The 18,675-nt window shown below is 64.9% G+C and carries 15 protein-coding genes and 3 tRNA genes; 3 read left to right on the top strand and 15 right to left on the bottom strand.

From position 1 onward, the window contains the following. Positions 1 to 2: 2 nt before the first annotated feature. Positions 3 to 1,346: a HAMP domain-containing sensor histidine kinase gene (locus RCF13_RS24325; protein ID WP_061478484.1), complete on the bottom strand. Its 1,344-nt coding sequence runs from the start codon at positions 1,344 to 1,346 to the stop codon at positions 3 to 5. Between the two features lies 1 nt (position 1,347). After that, positions 1,348 to 2,019: a response regulator transcription factor gene (locus tag RCF13_RS24320; protein WP_049415866.1), complete on the bottom strand. Its 672-nt coding sequence runs from the start codon at positions 2,017 to 2,019 to the stop codon at positions 1,348 to 1,350. Positions 2,020 to 2,195: 176 nt separating this feature from the next. Between RCF13_RS24320 and RCF13_RS24315 the strand changes: the two genes are divergently transcribed. Further along, positions 2,196 to 2,480 (top strand): hypothetical protein, encoded by a 285-nt coding sequence (locus RCF13_RS24315; RefSeq protein ID WP_061478485.1) that lies wholly within the window; start codon positions 2,196 to 2,198, stop codon positions 2,478 to 2,480. Between the two features lie 96 nt (positions 2,481 to 2,576). Here the strand turns inward: RCF13_RS24315 and RCF13_RS24310 are convergent, their stop codons facing one another. Further along, entirely contained in the window at positions 2,577 to 2,717 is a 141-nt protein-coding gene (locus RCF13_RS24310; protein ID WP_005415970.1) for a hypothetical protein, read from the bottom strand. A gap of 182 nt (positions 2,718 to 2,899) precedes the next feature. On the opposite strand from RCF13_RS24310, the gene RCF13_RS24305 reads away from it, so the two are divergent. Then, entirely contained in the window at positions 2,900 to 3,202 is a 303-nt protein-coding gene (locus RCF13_RS24305; RefSeq protein ID WP_134968949.1) for a hypothetical protein, read from the top strand. A gap of 126 nt (positions 3,203 to 3,328) precedes the next feature. On the opposite strand, the gene RCF13_RS24300 is transcribed toward RCF13_RS24305, so the two are convergent. The 3 genes from RCF13_RS24300 to uvrB all read right to left on the bottom strand — a co-directional run bounded on the left by RCF13_RS24300 (position 3,329) and on the right by uvrB (position 5,707). Next, positions 3,329 to 3,403: transfer RNA gene (locus RCF13_RS24300), tRNA-Val, on the bottom strand. Positions 3,404 to 3,501: 98 nt separating this feature from the next. Then, a tRNA-Val gene (locus RCF13_RS24295) sits at positions 3,502 to 3,576 on the bottom strand. Positions 3,577 to 3,682: 106 nt separating this feature from the next. Continuing rightward, positions 3,683 to 5,707, bottom strand: coding sequence for an excinuclease ABC subunit UvrB (gene uvrB, locus RCF13_RS24290; RefSeq protein WP_061478487.1), 2,025 nt, complete (start codon positions 5,705 to 5,707; stop codon positions 3,683 to 3,685). Positions 5,708 to 5,835: 128 nt separating this feature from the next. On the opposite strand from uvrB, the gene RCF13_RS24285 reads away from it, so the two are divergent. Further along, positions 5,836 to 6,381, top strand: coding sequence for a GspH/FimT family pseudopilin (locus RCF13_RS24285; RefSeq protein ID WP_134968948.1), 546 nt, complete (start codon positions 5,836 to 5,838; stop codon positions 6,379 to 6,381). A gap of 52 nt (positions 6,382 to 6,433) precedes the next feature. Here RCF13_RS24285 and RCF13_RS24280 read toward each other — a convergent pair. The 9 genes from RCF13_RS24280 to RCF13_RS24240 all read right to left on the bottom strand — a co-directional run bounded on the left by RCF13_RS24280 (position 6,434) and on the right by RCF13_RS24240 (position 18,496). Beyond that, a tRNA-Asn gene (locus tag RCF13_RS24280) sits at positions 6,434 to 6,510 on the bottom strand. A gap of 47 nt (positions 6,511 to 6,557) precedes the next feature. Further along, positions 6,558 to 6,965 (bottom strand): type IV pilin protein, encoded by a 408-nt coding sequence (locus RCF13_RS24275; protein ID WP_005415966.1) that lies wholly within the window; start codon positions 6,963 to 6,965, stop codon positions 6,558 to 6,560. Positions 6,966 to 6,988: 23 nt separating this feature from the next. Beyond that, entirely contained in the window at positions 6,989 to 10,756 is a 3,768-nt protein-coding gene (locus RCF13_RS24270; protein ID WP_231352649.1) for a PilC/PilY family type IV pilus protein, read from the bottom strand. A gap of 13 nt (positions 10,757 to 10,769) precedes the next feature. Beyond that, positions 10,770 to 11,291 (bottom strand): PilX N-terminal domain-containing pilus assembly protein, encoded by a 522-nt coding sequence (locus RCF13_RS24265; RefSeq protein WP_134968947.1) that lies wholly within the window; start codon positions 11,289 to 11,291, stop codon positions 10,770 to 10,772. Positions 11,292 to 11,296: 5 nt separating this feature from the next. After that, complete coding sequence (locus RCF13_RS24260; RefSeq protein WP_005415963.1) at positions 11,297 to 12,454, bottom strand: PilW family protein; 1,158 nt, start codon at positions 12,452 to 12,454, stop codon at positions 11,297 to 11,299. A gap of 8 nt (positions 12,455 to 12,462) precedes the next feature. Beyond that, positions 12,463 to 12,960, bottom strand: coding sequence for a type IV pilus modification protein PilV (gene pilV / locus RCF13_RS24255; protein ID WP_005415962.1), 498 nt, complete (start codon positions 12,958 to 12,960; stop codon positions 12,463 to 12,465). Continuing rightward, positions 12,957 to 13,472 carry a Tfp pilus assembly protein FimT/FimU gene (locus RCF13_RS24250; protein ID WP_005415961.1) on the bottom strand — a complete coding sequence of 172 codons (516 nt, stop codon included), beginning with the start codon at positions 13,470 to 13,472 and terminating at the stop codon, positions 12,957 to 12,959. The genes pilV and RCF13_RS24250 overlap by 4 nt, the downstream gene beginning before the upstream one ends. A gap of 161 nt (positions 13,473 to 13,633) precedes the next feature. Next, entirely contained in the window at positions 13,634 to 15,022 is a 1,389-nt protein-coding gene (ppnN, locus tag RCF13_RS24245) for a nucleotide 5'-monophosphate nucleosidase PpnN (protein ID WP_019659018.1), read from the bottom strand. 252 nt (positions 15,023 to 15,274) lie between these two features. Continuing rightward, positions 15,275 to 18,496 (bottom strand): carboxypeptidase regulatory-like domain-containing protein, encoded by a 3,222-nt coding sequence (locus tag RCF13_RS24240; RefSeq protein WP_082783292.1) that lies wholly within the window; start codon positions 18,494 to 18,496, stop codon positions 15,275 to 15,277. Positions 18,497 to 18,675: the final 179 nt, after the last annotated feature.

Raw genomic sequence — 18,675 nt, 5'->3', positions numbered from 1 at the left:
CGTCAGCGCCGGACGCTGCCGCGATGGAAATTGACCCGGAAGCTTGCGCCGCCCCCCGCAGCCTCACCGACACTGACCGAGCCACCGTGGTGCTGCACGATCTCCTTCACCAGATGCAGGCCCAGGCCACTGCCGCTGCCCGCCGCGCGCAGGCGATGGAACGGCTCGAAGATCGCCTCGCGGTCGCCCACTGGAATGCCCGCGCCCTGATCGCTGACTTCCAGCAAGCCACGCGCATCCAACCGCACGCAGATGGTGCCACGGCCACCACCATGCACGATCGCGTTGTGCACCAGGTTGGCAATCACCCGCCCCAGCGCCAGACTGTCGCCGTGGATCCACACCGGCGATTCCGGCGCGTCCACTTCGAATCCATAGCCGGCGCCGACCACCAACGGCGCCAGGTCCGCGGCGGCCTCACGCACCAGCAGCGCCAGGTCCAGCCGCTGCAATGCGCCGACATTGCGGTCAAGGCGCTGCAGATCGAGCAGGTGCTCGGCAACATTGCCCAGCCGCGCCACGTCGGTCAGCAACTGCGATTTCAGCTCACCCTGTGGCAGCTGCGCCAGGCGCGCCTGCACCACGGCGATCGGCACGCGCAGCTCGTGCGCCGCGTCGGCGAGGAACTTGTCGCGCGCGGCGTAGCCCTGCTGCACCTTGTCGATAGCATCGTTGAACGCTTCCACCAGCGGCGCCACTTCCGTGGAGACCAGCCGCGCATCCAGCCGCGCACCGGGCTGGCCGATATCCAGTTCCTTGGCCTGCTGCGCAGAACGGCGCACGCCGCGCATTGCACGGTGGATCACGGTCGGCATCACCAGCAGGGTGACCACGATCAGTGGCAGGAAGAACCACAGGCCGATCAGGCGCAGCACCATCAGCGCGCCATCCAGCAGCCCGCCCTTGGGTGCGCCACCGACCATCACGGTGATGCGGCGCCCGTCCTCGTTGCGGATCATCACCCGCGCCACGTCCAGGTAAGGGGGCACCAGCGAGCCCAGTTCCGTGGCGCCCACGGTCGGCAGCCGCGCGAGCATCGGCGCGTGGATCGCTGGGATGGTGCCGCGCTCCAGCCACATGCCCTTGTCATCCACCGCGGCGAACCAGAGATTTCCACCGGCGTTGGCATCGAGCTTGTCCCAGCGCGCCTGGTCCAGCACCAGGCGGCCACCTTCGCTGTGCACCGCCTTGGCCACCGCCTCGGCAACGAACATGTCCATGCCCCAGGAGTCCTTGTCACCCCAGGTCAGGATCAACGCGACCACCGCGAACAGTACGGTGAAGGCCTGTGCCAGGAACAGGCGCCAAGCCAAGCCAAGGGTGATCGAACGGATCGGACGGGCCATCTCAGGCCTCCGCCAGCAGGTAGCCGACGCCCCGGATCACGTGGATCTCCACCCCCGCCCCGGCCTGCTGCAGCGCTTTGCGCAGCTTGGAGATATGCGCATCGAGCGCATTGGACTGGATCTCATCATCGAACCCGTACACTGCAGCCTCCAGGGCACTGCGGGTCACCGTGCGGCCCTGCCGCATCGCCAACGCCTGCAGCACCAGCACCTGCCGACGTGGCAATGCCAAGGGCTGGCCCTCCACCTGTGCCTGCAGCGATTCGAAATCGAACTCGAGCCGCCCCAGCCGCAGGCTCGGCGTCACCATCGCCGAAGGCCTGCGCGATACCGCGCGGATGCGTGCCATCAGCTCCTCGATCGCCACCGGCTTGACCAGATAGTCATCGGCACCGACGTCCAGGCCTTCGACCTTGTCCGACAGCGTGCCCTTGGCGGTGAGCATGATCACCGCCAGGTTCGGCCGCAGCGCACGCGCCGACGCGACGAATCCAGCACCATCGCCATCGGGCAGCTGGCGATCGAGCAGCAGCAGCTGGTGCACCGGTTCGCGCAACGCGAGCGCGGCCTCGGCCAGGCTGCCGACCACATCGGCGACCACGCCCTGCCGCTCCAGGCCCGATTGCAGGGCGCGGGACAGATCAGGATCGTCTTCGACCAGGAGGATGCGCATCAGGAACTCGTCTACCGGAAACGCTGCCGATCATAGTGCCTGGGGCCATGGTTTTGCGCCCATGCATGCCAGCGGTTGCAGGCGCAATGTTCTGACAATGTTGCCCCTTCAGCATGCGCAGCCATCACCCGCAATGTGGCCGAACGATGCTGTCGCTGCCCCTGACAAGGACCCCCATGGCCTCCGTCTCCCCCACCGCAGAAGCCCACGCGATCCTGCGTGCACCGGACCTGGACAGCGCAGAACGCGCCTATCTGGGACTGATGCCCGACCTTGAACATGTGAATGCACTGGCCCGCCGTGCAGTGAGCCTGTCACGCGTTGCCGACGCGGCACGCGGCTATGCGTTGGCGATGACTCTGGTCGGACTGCGCCTGCAGGAGCTGGAAATGGGCGAGCCAACGGCCAGGGAACATCGCCAGGCCACCCTGCGCAGCCTGCGCCAGGCCTTCAGCGCCTGACAGCACCCGCACAGGCACTGCCGCCGCACCGGCGGCAGCGGGAGTGATCGGGTCAGCAGGACCCGCCACCCGGCAGGCCTGGCGCGGCAGCGTCATTCAGCGCAGCGTGGTCCACGCCAGCAGCGCGCTGAGGATTGCGACCCAGATCACTGCCTTGAACGTGCCTTCCAGCATGTTGCCGCCGAACAGGCGTTCCAGGAGCGGGTTGGGCCTGGACACCGGGACGTGATCACTCATGCGGCAGCTCCTTGCAGTAATGGCGCGTTTGCGCAGCAGCGCCGAGTCTACGCCTGCGCGGCCCGGATTCATCGCCATCTGCCTGCCTTTGGCGGCCCAATTCCCGCCTTCGTCGCAGGCCGGCTGCGATGCCCGGCCGACCCTGCCAGCCTGCACGCACTTTCCCGCTGGAGCACCGTGCCATGCCGATGCTTGCCCTGATCCTGCTGTTCTCCAGCCTGTTCGGCGACGGCTGCGGGCCCACCGAGGATGCCCTGCGCAGCCAGATCCTGCGCACCGAGGATCGGCAGGCCATACATGAAGCGCAGCCCCTTCAGCTCTATCACCTGCGCCAGGACCGCGTGCTGCGGCTGGGCAGCCAGCAATCGCCAGACGACACTGGCGCCAGCCCTCATCCGGCACTGGTCCGGGTAGGTGTGGCGCAGCTGTGGGAACGCGTCGACGGCCAGTGGCGCATCCAGCGTTCGATCAGCATTACCCACTGATTTCATGCCAATGAACCGGCACGGATGCAGCTTCGCGGGAACGCCAGGCTCGCCGGAACGAAAAAAGCCGGCCCCGGGGCCGGCTTTCATCGTTTCCACCGCTTCACCGGCAACGCCGGGAGCAGGTGGTGGGCGGTACAGGGTTCGAACCTGTGACCCCTACCATGTCAAGGTAGTGCTCTACCGCTGAGCTAACCGCCCATCGTGTTCTTGCCGCCCGAAGGCTGGCCTTGCTACGTAAAAACCCGGCGCCAGGGCCGGGCTTTGCAGTTCACGACAACTCTCTTCCGAGGGTTTCGTGGTGGGCGGTACAGGGTTCGAACCTGTGACCCCTACCATGTCAAGGTAGTGCTCTACCGCTGAGCTAACCGCCCGTTTTGCTTCTGCATTTCCGCGATTGCGTCGGTGCAGGCCGCGTATATTACGGATGCGGGCCGTGAAGCGCAATACTTTTGTGAAGATGATGCTGCACTGCCACGTTCAGCCCAGGCTGGCTTCCTTCAGCTGCCGGATCTGGTCACGCACCCGTGCGGCATCCTCGAATTCCAGGTCCTTGGCGTGCTGGTACATCTGCTGTTCCAGCGCCTTGAGACGGGTCGCCAGCTGCGCCGGAGACAGCGAACGATAGTCGGCCGCTTCTTCGGCCACACCCGCCCGGCCCTTGCCCTTACCCTTCTTGGCTTCCTTCTCGGCGGCATCCGAACGCGCGCCTTCAAGGACATCGACGATCGGGCGCGCCACCGAGCGCGGCACGATGCCATGTTCTTCGTTGTACTCGACCTGCTTGGCACGGCGCCGGTCGGTCTCATCGATCGCCGCCTGCATCGAGCGGGTAATCTTGTCGGCGTACAGGATCGCCTTGCCACGCACGTTGCGTGCGGCGCGGCCGATGGTCTGGATCAGCGAGCCGGTGGAGCGCAGGAAGCCTTCCTTGTCGGCATCGAGGATCGCCACCAGCGATACCTCGGGCATGTCCAGGCCTTCGCGCAGCAGGTTGATGCCGACCAGCACGTCGAACTTGCCCAGGCGCAGGTCGCGGATGATCTCCACGCGCTCGACCGTATCCACGTCCGAGTGCAGGTAGCGCACGCGGATACCGTGTTCGGTGAGGTACTCGGTGAGGTTTTCAGCCATGCGCTTGGTCAGCGTGGTGACCAGCACGCGGTCGCCCGCCTTGATGCGCGCGTTGGCCTCGCTCATCAGGTCGTCGACCTGGGTACCGACCGGCCTGATCTCCACCACCGGGTCGATCAGGCCAGTCGGGCGCACCACCAGTTCGGTGATCTCGTCACCGGCTTCACGCAGTTCATAGGGCCCGGGCGTGGCCGACACGTAGATGCTGCGCGGACAGCGCTCCTCCCATTCCTCGAAGCGCAGCGGGCGGTTGTCCAGCGCCGACGGCAGGCGGAAACCGAACTCAACCAGGGTTTCCTTGCGCGAGCGGTCCCCCTTGAACATGGCGCCGATCTGCGGGATGGTCACATGCGATTCGTCGATCACCAGCAGCGCATCCGGCGGCAGGTAGTCGAACAGGGTCGGTGGCGGCTCGCCGGCATTCTTGCCGGTCAGGTGCCGGGAGTAGTTCTCGATGCCGTTGCAGTAACCGACCTCGGCCATCATCTCCAGGTCGAACTGCGTGCGCTGGGCCAGGCGCTGCGCCTCCACCAGCTTGTTCTGCGCGTAGAGCTGCTCCAGCCGCTCCTTCAGCTCTACCTTGATCGTCTCGATCGCCGCCAGCACGCGCTCGCGCGTGGTCGCATAGTGGGTCTTCGGGTAGACCGTGAAGCGCTGCATGTTGCGCAGCGTCTCGCCGGTGAGCGGGTCGAACAGGGTGATCTTCTCGACCTCGCCATCGAACAGTTCGAGGCGCAGTGCTTCGCTGTCCGACTCGGCCGGGAACACGTCGATCACTTCGCCGCGCACGCGGAAGGTACCGCGCTGCAGCTCGTACTCATTGCGCGTGTACTGTAGCTGGGTCAGGTGGTTGATCAGGTCGCGCTGGTCGATGCGCTCGCCCTTGGACAGGATCAGGCGCAGTGAAAGGTAGTCTTCCGGCGCACCCAGGCCATAGATCGCGGACACCGTGGCCACCACGATCGCGTCCGGGCGCGACAGCAGGGTCTTGGTCGCGGCCAGCCGCATCTGCTCGATGTGTTCGTTGATCGAACTGTCCTTCTCGATGAAGGTGTCCGACGACGGCACGTAGGCTTCGGGCTGGTAGTAGTCGTAATAACTGACGAAGTACTCCACCGCGTTGTGCGGGAAGAACGCCTTGAACTCGCCATACAGCTGCGCCGCCAGCGTCTTGTTCGGTGCCATGATCAGCGTCGGCTTCTGAACGTTCTGGATGACGTTGGCGATGGTGTAGGTCTTGCCCGAGCCGGTCACGCCCAGCAGGGTCTGCTTGGCGATGCCGGCCTCGAAGTTGCTGGTCAGCTTCGCGATGGCGTTGGGCTGGTCGCCCGCCGGCGAATACGGCGAGACAAGTTCAAAACTGTCGCTCATGGTGTTGCCAGTTCCCGGGAAGGGTGAGTATACGGGGCGAGGAGTGACGGCCGGCTGAGGGGTTGCCGGGCAGACCGCTACGGGGATTCCCGATGGCGGCCGCACAGCCGGGCGCGGAGGCTGGATGCATGCACACTGCCCAAGCCCCCTGCCCGCTCGGCCCCCGCTCTGCGCGGGGCGTGCACCTGACCGAACTGCTGGTGGTCATCACTGTGCTGGCGGTGCTGCTGGCCGCGTCCTGGCCGGCGCTGCAGCCCCTGCTGCTGCGGCAACGCGCCGATGCACTGCAACTGACCCTGCATGCCAGCCTGTCCGGCGCACGCAGCGAGGCCGTGCGCAGACGGGAGCTGATCGGCCTCTGCGCCAGTGTCGATGGCCGGCACTGCAGTGACGACTGGAGCGCCGGCTGGATCATCTACCGCAGCGGCGACCAGCGCGGGGAGCCTGCCTCGCCGGAGGCGATCCTGAGCCACCACACCGGGCGCTCGGACGTCTCGATCCTTGCCCAGGCCAGCAGCGGGCGACCGCTGCTGTTCTTCCAGGCAGATGGACGCAGCCCGGGGGCCAACCTGACCCTGCGCATCTGCGCGGGCAACCAGCTGCATGGCGCATTGATCGTCAACAATGGCGGCCGCGTCCGGAGCGAGCGCGTGAACCGCGATACACCCTGCTGAATGCCTGCGCAGAAAAGCAGAAGCCGCGATTTCTCGCGGCTTCTGCAGTGTCTGGCGCCCGAAGTTGGACTCGAACCAACGACCCCCTGATTAACAGTCAAGTGCTCTAACCGGCTGAGCTATTCGGGCGGGGAGGCGCATTGTACTGGTCGATTACAGGAAGATCAACACCTGTTTCACCAGCAGCTGGCAACGCCACCGTCGGCCGTCTTGCGGTTGGCCTGGTCCACGCTCAACTTGCCACAGCTGTCCTTGGCCTGCGTGCCCTGCGGGGTGGCGGTGATGGTGAAGCTGGTGCCGTCTCCCTTGTAATCCAGGTTGTAGCGCGCAGTCCCTCCATCACGCGGCGACACCTTGGTCGGCAGTGCGTAGCCGGTGTAGGAGTTGTTGCTGGTGTGGTAGCGCTCCGCACGCTGCGCATACTCGGCCAGGTCCGCCTTCACCACGGCGCGATGCGATCGGCGCACGTACTCCTGGTAAGACGGAATGGCGATCGCCGCCAGGATGCCGATGACGATCACCACGATCATCAATTCAATGAGCGTGAAGCCAGCCGCGCGGCGAGGCATGGGAGTGTGCAACATGGGCGTGGATCCTCGCACTTGGGTTACTGGAGCTGGCGCCAGGACTGGCGACCGCACGGGTAAGGCAGATACAGCGACTGGCTGCCCGCAGCACCCACCGCCATCCAGCAGGAACTGCCACCGGGCGGTGCCTTGTTGTCCGTCGGACGTGGCAACACCGACAGCGAAACGTCACGCACCGGCGCGGTTCCTCCTGTCTTCAATGCAATGGCCGCGGTGCCGGAGGCGGGTCGGCTACCGGTCGGCGAGCCATAACGGACGTTCTCCAGCATCGGCAGGCCGCTGATCGACGACAACCCGAACAGCCAGTTCGAACCACTGGTCGAACAGCCAACCGTTTCCATGTTGGGTACATAGGTCGGCATGAAGACAATGCCACTGACCAGGATCGGGTTACCTACTGCGCGTTCACCGTTGCGGGCAGGCAGCTGGATCATCCAGCCGCGGGCGTTGGCCGGCGCCGCACCCGCGGTGATCTTGCGCTCATCAACGCCTGCAGCGGCGGCCGCGGCCGTGTACGGTACCAGGTTGGCAGCGGTCACCGTCGAGGTCACCGTCTTGCCCGACAGATCGTTCACGGCGTACAGCGCCTGCTGCGACTTGTCATCCTTGTCGCTGGTGAAGGAGAAGCTGCCGGTGCCGAAGTAAAGCATCACGCCGCCCGAAGGACCGGTCGCGGCGGTCATGCCACCGGTGATCGGCTGACGGTAGGTCCTGTTGGAGGAGTCCTGGGCAACCTGGCTGGTGAACATCGGCACGGTCAACGTGGTATTCGCACTGCTGGTCAGGTCGAACTTCCACACGGCGCCACGCTGATCGGCGGCATAGACGGTGTCGGCCAGGCCATCACGACCGCGCGCATCCTGGTTGGTACCGGTCCAACGATCGACAACGACCACATTGCCCAATCCGTTGTCACCGGAGATGCCAGCGCCCGAGGTACCCTCGACGGCTTCGATCATCCGGATGTCGCCACTGGCCATATCGACCACGAACAACACCGCCTTGCCGTTGGCGCTGCCGTAGCCATTACCGAAGATCGCCTTCCAGGCCACGCCGGTGCCACTCTTCACCGGCACGATCACCGGCTTGCCCAGCACGAAACCGATGTTGTTGCGCACCTCATCCCGCAGCGACGAATTGATGTCACTGATTTCCCACAGCACGTTGCCGGTGCCGAAGCTGCCCGGCGTGGTGACGTCCAGTGCGAACACCGAACGGCCACCCGCACCCGTGGTGCCTACCAGGCTGGTCTGCCAGGCGGTACCGTTGAAGGTATCGGACACCGTCACCGGACCATCGACGTAGTAACGATGACGGAAGGTCTGGTCGGCCGTGTCGGACTTGTAGGGGAACAGCAGGTTGGCCATGTGGCCCAGCGCGGTGGCCGGGATGTAGGCAAAGCTCTCCGTGCCACCGGTGCCGTCCTGCCTGGCATCGGCCTTCATGCCGCCGTCGAAGGCGTGCAGCATGCCGTCATTGGCGCCGACATAGACCATGTACCGCTGCGACTTGGCCTTGGTGGCCAGGTAGTCCGTATAGCTCTTTGCGTAGGTGCCACCCAACTGGCGGTAACCGTAGTCGTCCAGCGGCGAGCTCACCACCGGCGCCGAATTGACGATGTCACCCAGCGGCGTGGTGCGGTCACGATACTTGCCACCGTTGCGGACTTCGGTCGAGCTGTCGGCACTGAGATAGTTGATCGCGCTGGCCAGATCAGCCTTGATCGCCGTCAGCTTGTCGGTGGAGCACACCAGCATCGTCGCGTACTTGCCGTCAGGCTTGCTGCACAGGTCCTGCAGGCTGATGCGGGCGCTGTTGAAATCCACGGGCGAACCCAGCTTGTTGGCGACGATCCGGCGGCCGGACGATGTCAGGCGGCTGGAGGCTTCCCACACCTCGGTGAGCTCGGCCACTTGGTTGGCGTTGACCTTGACGCTGGACGCGGTCAGCTTGCTCGACCAATCAGTGCCGCTGTTGGTGATGTCATAACGCGGGGTGACCGCCAGCGAACCGGTACCGATGCGTGCACCACTGATACCGATCGTGCCTGAAGGCGACGCACCACCGGTGATCGAGGACAGTACCCGGCGCATGGCCTCGGTGACGTCGGCCGGCGTCTGCGCATTGATGAACTCGCCACGGCTGTTGACGGCCGCGTGCCACAGTTCATCGATGACCGTACCGTCGTCGACATTCAGCGGGTTGCCGTTGCCAGCCCAGTTCGGCGGGTTCTTGTAGGGATCGTCGGTCGCTGCCTGGTTGACGCCATAGATCTTGCCCTGCGCGCCCAGGGTCACGCCGTAGAAGTTCATGTGCAGGTCGGTCTGGCAGTCCAGGCGCTTCCAGTCCGGGCTGCTCTTGTCCAGCGAACTGCACTTGTCACTGACCGGCACCTGGCCGGCCGGGAAGCTGGTGCCGGTGCGCAGGGGTGTGCGGGCGCCGGCATAGGCCGCCGCCGCGATGTCGGCGATGGTATTGCTGTAGCCATCGGCGAACGGAATGGACGGCAGGTGCGTGGAATTCACCGAGTCCGCATCACCGAACGATCCGTTGGGTGCATTGCCGGAGTTGGTGTAGCCGTCGGTGAACAGCATGCCGCCATTGCGCTGGCAGGCCAGCTGCACGGGGGCGTCGGCATCGGTACGACGGAACTGGTCGACCAGATATTCAACCGCGCGGCGGTTGGGCGTGCCGCCATTGCCGGTGAGCGTGTAGATCTGCTTGTAGAGATCGGCACGATTGGTGACCATGTCATACATGGTCGCGTTGCTGAGCTTGTTGATGGTGAAGTAGCCCACGCGCATCGTATCGACGCTCACCAGGGCGGCAGTCGACGAACCGACGATGGCCAGCACGCGATTGCGGTGATACTGGAACCAGTTGGAGAAATTCTGGATCGCGGCGTTGTAGGCGGCCGGGCTCGAGTAGTTGCCCGACTTGATCTGGTAGCGGCGCAGGTCGCAGCCCGGACCACAGGCATCCTTGATCACCGGGCGACTGGCGTCGTCGGTCTTGTATCCGTCCGGTGTAGGCGCTGCGGCCGGCAGGTAGAAGGTGGCCGGGAAGTAGCTGATCGCGTATGTGGTATTGCCGGTGTTGCTGATCGCAGCGGTCTTCCACCCGCCATCCCGCCAGCTGTCGACATAGTATTCATTGCCGGTGCCGGAAAGGTCGGGAATCCGCATGCCGCTGACGAACTGGAACTTCTCCGACGTCTCGGCGCGATTGACGGTCATGTTGTACACGGCATTGTAGCCGCGCTGCCCGGACCGGGGATCGGCGCGGGTCTGGGTGATCGAGGCATTCGGCCACAGCGTGCCGTCGGCATTGGTCCACGGCCGGTAGGTCACTGCCGGATTGAAGTAACTGGCGTTGTAGACATGCGAACGCGCGAAACCGTAGATGTCCAACGGCGGAATGGCCCGGCCCGGTGAATACTCCTTGTTGAATTCCGCGTGCGGGTAAAGGTAGAGGTAACAGTCCACCGAGTTGTTGGCACACGCCGAGCCCACGCTGAAGAAGCTTCCGTCGTTGTTGAAGAAGCTGTTGGTGTTGCTGTTCCAGCGCATGCGGCCGTCACCACCGGGGAACATGCGCTCGAAGTTCATCGAACCCGAATCGTCCACCGCCATGATGAACGCCGGTGTCGCGCGGGTCTGCACGTTCATCGGCTCCTGTGCCAGTACGCCCTGCGCCTGTGCGGCAAACAAGGTATGCGCCAGATAGCCGCCAGCGGCCAACACGGCAAGGCCAACGCCTGCCAGGATCCTGCGGTTGCGAGTGTTCATGGGTTCCCCACCCTCACAGCTTGAATACGGTATCGATCGCCGCACGCGACGTCGCATCACTGGTGGTATCACCGGCATAGGTCGTGATCTGGTAGACCGGCGTTGGCTTCTCCACCGACTTGCCCATGTCCAGCGCACCCTCCCCCTGGATGCAACCCTGGATCTCACGGACATAGATGGCCGGCTTGCTGCCCAGCTTGGTTTTCGCGACCCAGGCCGACGGATCGAAGCCGTCATCGCACTGCTGGCTGATGTCGGCGGACGCTACGGCCGGATTGGCACCGGCATCCTTGCGATTGGCGATGTTCTCCACCGCGTTCTCGGCGCTGCGTGCCGCGCCTTCGGCGTTCTGGAACGCCATGTTGGTCGCCCGGTAGCCGGCCGCCATGCGCTCCTGCATGCCGGCCACCTGCATGCCGATGACGCCCAGCAGGGCCAGCAGCACCAGCATGATCAGCGCGACGTAGAGAACGGCACCCTGCTGTCGTGCGTGGGCAACGAAGGGACGGCGTCGGGAGGAAGGATGAGTGCGCATGGTCGTCAGTTCCCGAACAAGCGGTTGCGCAGCGCAACGGACGCTTCATAGGCGCCCCGATGGCGCTGGTCGTAAGGATCGGCCGGGGCAAAGCCCACCCCGAGGATGGCCGGATAGGTGGCCGCGCTGCCCGGTGCCTCGGCCGACGCACGCTGCGGGCTGCGCGCCAGCAGGCCGACCTGCACCATGCCGACGCGGCGCCACTGCCCTGCGGCGGTGGCATCGGTACCGGTGCTGACCGCACTGGCCACGCGCTGGTCGACGATGCGACCGGTCGGCGGCGTGGGCAGGGCGATATCCGGGGTGGCATCCAGTCCGTACAGGAACTGCATGTTCTCGATGCCTTCCACCAGCTCCTCGCCATCGGCGTAGCCGCCGGCGCCATTCGCGCGTGCCCGGTAAAGCGCCGGCTCGCCATTGGGATTGGTCGCGATGTAGTACGCCATGCCATCGGCGCGATACAGCATGGTCATCGCGTTGTTGATCGAATAGTTGCTCAGGTCGACCTTGTCCACCTTCACCGTCGAACCGCTGATGGTGGCCGGGAACACGTCGGCACGGGTGCAGTCGGCTATGCCGAAGACCGTCGGCGCACCTGCGGCGTTGGCCTTCAGCCGGGCCATGCCATCACTGGAGACGGTCAGCGTGGTCGCGCCCGCGGCCACGGAGATGCCGGTCACCACGGCCCCTTCCGGACTCATCAGGCGCAGCACCAGGATGTCGCTGCCCGGCAGTGGCGCCGGCTTGAGGTTGGCGATGCTCTTCGGCACCGACTGCGCCGCGCTCCACGCGCGGCCCAGGGTCAGGGTGGCGCCCGGCGCCGTACCTGCTGCCTCATACCCCTGCACCGGAACCGAGAAATCCTGCGGGTCGCCACTGCCCGAGCTGATGCCCAGGTGATAACCGACATCGCCGGTGTTCTTGACCACATGAGCCTGGTCGTTGACGCAGCCGAAGTGGCCGGCCATGCGCAGGTCACGCTGCAGGAAGTCCAGCGCGAAGCGCGCGTTCTCCTGGGTACGGGCCGCACCTTCGGACAGGCGCGATGCCGCACGCGAGGCGATGAAGATCTGGGTGACGCCCAGCATCAGGACCAGGCCGATGACCATGGCGATCATCAGTTCGATCAGCGACAGGCCTCGGGTGCGCGAAATTGGACTCATGGGCATGTTCACAGGAAGGTCGTCAGGCCGAAGGTGGTAAGGCTGTCGGGGTCCTTCGGATCCCAGCGCTGGTCACCCCAGCTGATGGCCACGGTGACCTCGCCGGTGCTCTGCACGAAGGTCACCTGTGCGCTGGCCTTCTCGCCCAGCGTGCGTGCGACCTCGCACTGCCAGCGCGCGACGTTCGCCTGCGGCGTCACGGCGGCGCCGGTCGGCCAGGCGCAGGCGCCGCTGGGCTTCACCGAGCCGGCCGAGAACGAGGCCGAGGAATAGGCGCCACCGGCCAGGGTGTCGGTGCGCTGCGCGCGCATCAGTTCGATCAGGTCGTTGGCCAGGTTGGTCGCCTGGGTGCGGTAGTTCGCGCTCTGCACGAAGCGGACGTTGGTGGTCTGCAGCAGGGCGAAGCCCAGCAGCCCGAATGCCAGGATCAGCACCGCCACCATCACTTCGATCAGGCTGAAGCCCCCCTGCGACGAACGCGGGCGGGCCAGGTTGCGGCGGCTCATGAGCAGGTTCCCTTGGTCACCCGGACCTGGCCGGATTGGTTGATCGTCAACGTGCTTTTCGATTCGCCGGCCTTGCACGCATCCGGCGACAGCACCAGCGTCTGATCGGCGACCGCCCTGCGCCGGCCGCGCCCGTCGAAGGCGATGACCGCGCCCGGCGGGCCAACTACGCTCAGCTGCGGATTGCCCTGTGAAAAGCGCAGCGCGACGTCATTGCTGCCCATCTGGCCGTCGCCATCCAGGTCCGACCAGGCCAGTACCCCCTTGGACCAGTCGCCATCACAGGCTTTGCCATCGGCGCTGCCACAGACGCCGCCACCGTTGCTGTTGCGGATGCCTTCGCTGCGGGCCAGGTTGGCCAGCGCGATCAGCTCGTTGTTGGCGGTCGCCAGCCGGTTCGAGCGGATCATGCCGCGGAAGCTCGGATAGGCGATCGACGCCAGGACCACGAAGACGGCCAGCGTGACCATCAGTTCAACCAGCGTGAAGCCGTTTTGCCGGCGCAAAGACATTGGACGCTCCCCAGCGTGTTGGTGGCCACGATGGGCCATCGCCCCGCCACCGGCAAGCGGCGGCAGGATGAACGGTCAATCCGGGGCGACGGGCGTCAAAGGCTTGACGACCCGCCCTCCCCTGCCAGTGCCGGCGCGATCCCCATCACGCCGGCCCGGGTTCAGGCCAGCACCTGGTAGCAGGGCTGGTACTCGCCGGAGATCTTCATCCGGCGCTGCTCGACGAAGGCGCGCAGCAGCGCATCCAGCGCCTGCATCATGTCCGGGTCGCCGTGGATCTGGAACGGCCCGAACTGCTCGATGCGGCGCATGCCGTCTTCCTTCACGTTGCCGGCGACGATGCCCGAGAACGCGCGGCGCAGGTCGGCCGCCAGCGCGTGCGGGGCACGCCCGTGGTGCAGGTCCAGCGCCGCCATCGCTTCGTGGGTGGGTACGAACGGCTGCTGGTACTCCCACGGAATCTCGATCGACCAGTTGAAGAAGAACGAGTCCTTCTGCGCCAGGCGGTGCTCGCGCACGCGCTTGATGCCGGTGGCCATCTTCTTCGCAACCGCCACCGGGTCGCCGATGATGATCTCGTAGCGCTCGGCAGCCGCATCGCCCAGGGTCAGGCGGATGAAGCGATCAATCTGCTCGAAGTACGGTGCCGCTACCGTCGGGCCGGTCAGGATCAGCGGGAACGGCAGGTCCTTGTTCTCCTCGCGCAGCAGGATGCCGAGCAGGTACAGGATCTCTTCGGCGGTACCGACGCCACCGGCGAACACGATGATGCCGTGCCCGATGCGGACGAAGGCCTCAAGGCGCTTCTCGATGTCCGGCATGATCACCAGGTGGTTGACGATCGGGTTCGGCGACTCGGCGGCAATGATGCCCGGCTCGGTCAGGCCGATGTAACGCGTCACGGTACGGCGCTGCTTGGCATGGGCGATGGTGGCACCCTTCATCGGGCCCTTCATCGCACCGGGGCCGCAACCGGTGCAGATGTCCAGGCCGCGCAGGCCCAGCTCATAGCCCACCTGCTTGGTGTACAGGTATTCGTCGCGCGAGATCGAGTGTCCGCCCCAGCACACCACCAGGTTCGGGTCGCCCGGATTGAGGATGCGCGCGTTGCGCAGCAGGCCGAACACCGCGTTGGTGATGCCCTCGGATGACTCCAGCTCGGCCGCGTAGGCCGGGCCCATTTCGATGGCCATGTAGGCCAGGTCGCGCACGACGGCGAACAGCAGTTCGGCGACACCGCGGATGATCTCGCCGTCGACGAAGGCCATCGCCGGTGCGTTGACCAGATCGATGCGCACGCCGCGATCCTGCTGCGCCACCTGGATGTCGAAATCAGGGTAGAGGTCGCGCGCCGCGCGCGGATCGTCCGAGGCGCTGCCGCTGGTCAGCACGGCCAGCGCGCAGCGGCGCAGCAGCTCATGCATGCCGCCGGCGGAGGCATCGCGCAGGCGTGCCACTTCGGCCCGCGACAGCACGTCCAGCCCACCGCGCGGGTAGATCCGCGCATCCTGTACCGGCAGCGCACGGGCTGATTTTTCGTTCGTGGTCATATCCAATTTTTCGCTTCCTTCAAGGTTTCCGACTGTACTGCCGCCCCCTTAAAAAGCAAAACGGCCGGGAAGCCCGACCGTTGGATGTGTGCTGCCCGCGTTCGCCATTCCGGGACCGCATCGGCGGCGTTGGCACCGCGCACATTTCTGGATGCTACGCCGTTGCCCGACACCCTGCAAGAACTTTCGCCTGAACGGAAAACGGCCGGGTTTCCCCGGCCGTTTCCACTTACCACTTCAAGCGCTGACGGATCAGAACTTGTACTTCAGGGTCAGCTGCATCGACCAACGCGACACGGCGGTGTTGCCCTTGTCGTTGTTGTTTTCCTGCACCGACGGGTTGTCGGTCGAACCAGTGAAGGAGTACACGTACTTGCCGGTGGCCGGATCGATACCTGCGTAGTTGGCAACGCGACGGGTCGAGTAGAAGCCGTAGTCGTCGATCAGGCCCCACTTCTTGTTCAGCAGGTTGCCGACATTCATGATGTCCAGGGCGACTTCACCCTTGTGACCCTTCATGAAGCCCGGGAATTCCTGGCTGACGCGGACATCGAAGCTGTTGACCCACGAGGCGCGGTGGCGGTTGGCCGGGACCACGCTGCCACGGTAGGCATCGAGTTCCGGGTTCTGCGCCAGCCAGTCGAAGAACTGCTTCTCCATCGCGGCACCGCCGGTGAACAGCACGTCGCCCGGACCCTTCGGCACGTAGAACAGGTCGTTGGTGGCAGCACCGTCGCCGTTGGCATCGTTGTAGAAGATGTAGCTGTACGGACGGCCCGAACGGCCTTCGTAGAACAGGCCGACGCGGGTGGCGTTGTCACCGAAGAAGTTGTGCTTCCACTCCAGGGTGCCGGTGACGCGGTCCTTCATCGCATAACGCGAGTTGTAGGCCACGTTCTCGTTGGCATTGAAGATCAGCGTGTTGTTCCAGTTCGAGGTGTTCTGCGAGCTGGACAGCGGGCTGACCTCGGTCGACTTGGTGTAGGTGTAACCCAGCGACCAGCCCCAGTTCTCGGTCAGCGGCTTGGCCAGCGAGAAGGTGGCCTGGGTGCCGCGGCCCTTGTCGGTGTTGCGCAGGACCAGCACATCGCCGATGTCGGACGGACGGTTGGCGCGGTCAACAGCACCCTTGGTACCGGTCGACATGCCGTAGTCGACACCCTTGTCGATACGGGTATTGGCCTGATTGCGGCCAGCGGCGTTCCAGTAGATCGCGCGGCCATCCTGACCGAAGGCGGTCGGCGCCGACACGTCCAGACGGTCGAAGTAGATGCCGTCCTTGACCTTGGTGAACAGCACTTCGGCCGACGCCACGATGCCGTACCACGGCAGCTCATGGTCGAACGCCAGGTTGGCCTTCCACACCGACGGCAGGCGGGTGCCCGGCGCGATGATGTCAACGTTCTGACGGGCCGAAGCCGGGCCACCGGCCGGGATGTACGGGTTGTTGCCGTCCGGGGTGAAGGCACCGGCCGGGATGCTGCGCTCGTCGTACTCGATGTAGTTCAGGCCGGTGTTCTGGTAGGCACCTGCCAGCCATACGTTCGGGGCGGCGCCGCCGAACAGGCCCACGCCACCGCGCAGCTGGGTCGGGCGATCGCTGTCGAAGGTGTAGTTGAAGCCGACGCGCGGCTGCACCAGGTTCTTGTCGACCAGCTTGGTATTGTTGAAGCCGTACAGCTGCTCGATGCGCGGGTTGTACAGGCGCTGGGTGCTGAAGTCAGGCATGTCGATGCGCACGCCGAACATCAGGTTCAGGTTGTAGTTGATCGCCCAGGTGTCCTGCACGAACACGCCGGTGTTCTTCAGGGTGAAGTCGGCCGGGATGTCGCTGCGGCTGCCATCGGCGCGCGGAGCACGCAGCTGGTAGCGCGAAGCCTTGCCCGCCAGGAAATCGTTGACGCTGTTGAATTCGTACACGCCGTTGAGGTTGCGGCCGTAGAAGTTCATCAGGTCATTCTTCGAGTAATCGAAGCCGAACTTGACGGTGTGGTCACCGATGTACCAGGTACCGGCACCAAAGGCGCTCAGTTCCTTCGACTCGACGATGTTGACGTGGGTGTTCTGTTCGGTACCGACGTACAGCGAATCGTTGCCCGACTTGATGCGGATCTGCGGCATGTCGACCAGCGGGACGCGGTTGGCCGAGTAATCCTTGTGCGAGACCTTGAACTCGGTCGAGAAGTTCTCGGACCAGTCACTGAACAGTTCGCCCATCCAGGTTTCGTACTGGGTCGGCTGCTGGTACCAGAAGTTGCTCAGCGAGATGGCGCTGCTGCTGACCTGCGGGAAGCGAACGACGTTCTGCTCCATCTTGTTGTAGCGCAGGGCCGCACGGTGGTTCTCGTTGATGTTCCAGTCCAGCTTGACCGCATACTCTTCGATCTCGGTCTTGCTGTTCGGCGCCGTCAGGCTGCCCGGGTCGTAGCCCAGCTTGCCCAGGAAGTTCTGGACGTCGGTGATCTGCTGCTGGGTGATGGTGCCACGGCCGATCGGCGTGTCGCTCAGGGCGACGCCGGCAGCCGAGCGCTCGTACTTTTCATAGTTGGTGAAGAAGAACAGCTTGTCCTTGACGATCGGGCCGCCGAAGGTCATGCCGTAGGTCTTCTCGTCCTCGAAGCCGTTGAAGTCCTGCTTGTCACCTTCCAGGCGCGAGCGGACCATGTCCTTGTCGCGGTACGAACCGTACACGGTGCCGTGGAATTCATTGGTACCCGACTTGGTCACGGCGTTGATCACCGCGCCGGTGCCACCGGCGATGGTGGTGTCGTAGTTGGCCAGGTCGATGTTGATTTCCTGGATGGCGTCCATCGACACCGGCTGACGCTCGGTCGGCAGGTTGTTGGAACCCAGGCCGAACGGATCGGAGGCGCTGATGCCGTCGATGCGGATGGCGTTGTAACGGGTGTTCTGGCCGCCGGCCGAGATCGCGCCGTCCGCCTTGCTGACCTGCGAGATGCGCGGGTCGAGACGCACGTAGTCCTGGATGTTGCGGCTGGCCGACGGCAGCGCATCCATCGTTTCGCGGGTCACGTTGGTGCCGGTGCCCATCTTGTTGGCACTGAACAGGTCCAGGCCGCCGGCGGTGGCAACAACGTTCACCGCGTCCAGGTTGGTTGCAGCCAGGTCACCGCCCAGGTTGGCGTTGACGGTGTTGACCTGGTTCAGGTTCAGGTAGACACCTTCCTCGGTCTTGGTGCCTTCACCGGACTTGGTGATGGTGATGGTGTACGGACCACCCACGCGCAGGCCGCGCGCGTTGTATCGGCCCGACGCATCGGTGGTGGCACGCGAAACAGTGCCCGACTCGGTGTGCGTGATGGTGACTTCAGCGCCGGCGACAGGCTGGCCTGCAGCGGACATCACCTGGCCGCCGACACCGGCGGAGGTGCTGCTCTGGGCGAAGGCGGGAGCGGCAGCAAGTGCAGCCACGAGACCAAGGGTAAGCTTGGACATCCGGAGTGGGTGGGTCATTTTTCGGTAGCCTCGATGCGAGTTGGCGATGGCGGAAAAAAAGCGCATCCAAGCAGCCCTGCGGGTGGCTGATCGGAGAGTTATCTGGGGTTCCCTACCGCTCGGCTGAAGGCAGCCCTAACGGTTAACACTAGATTAACACGCTACGCCATCAATGTGACGGTTGTGCGACAAACGGC

The organism is Stenotrophomonas maltophilia group sp. RNC7, from assembly GCF_030910085.1.
GTDB classification, from domain to species: domain Bacteria; phylum Pseudomonadota; class Gammaproteobacteria; order Xanthomonadales; family Xanthomonadaceae; genus Stenotrophomonas; species Stenotrophomonas sepilia.
Note: the sequence above shows the minus strand (reverse complement) of the source record. Positions and strands in the feature narration are given on the sequence as shown.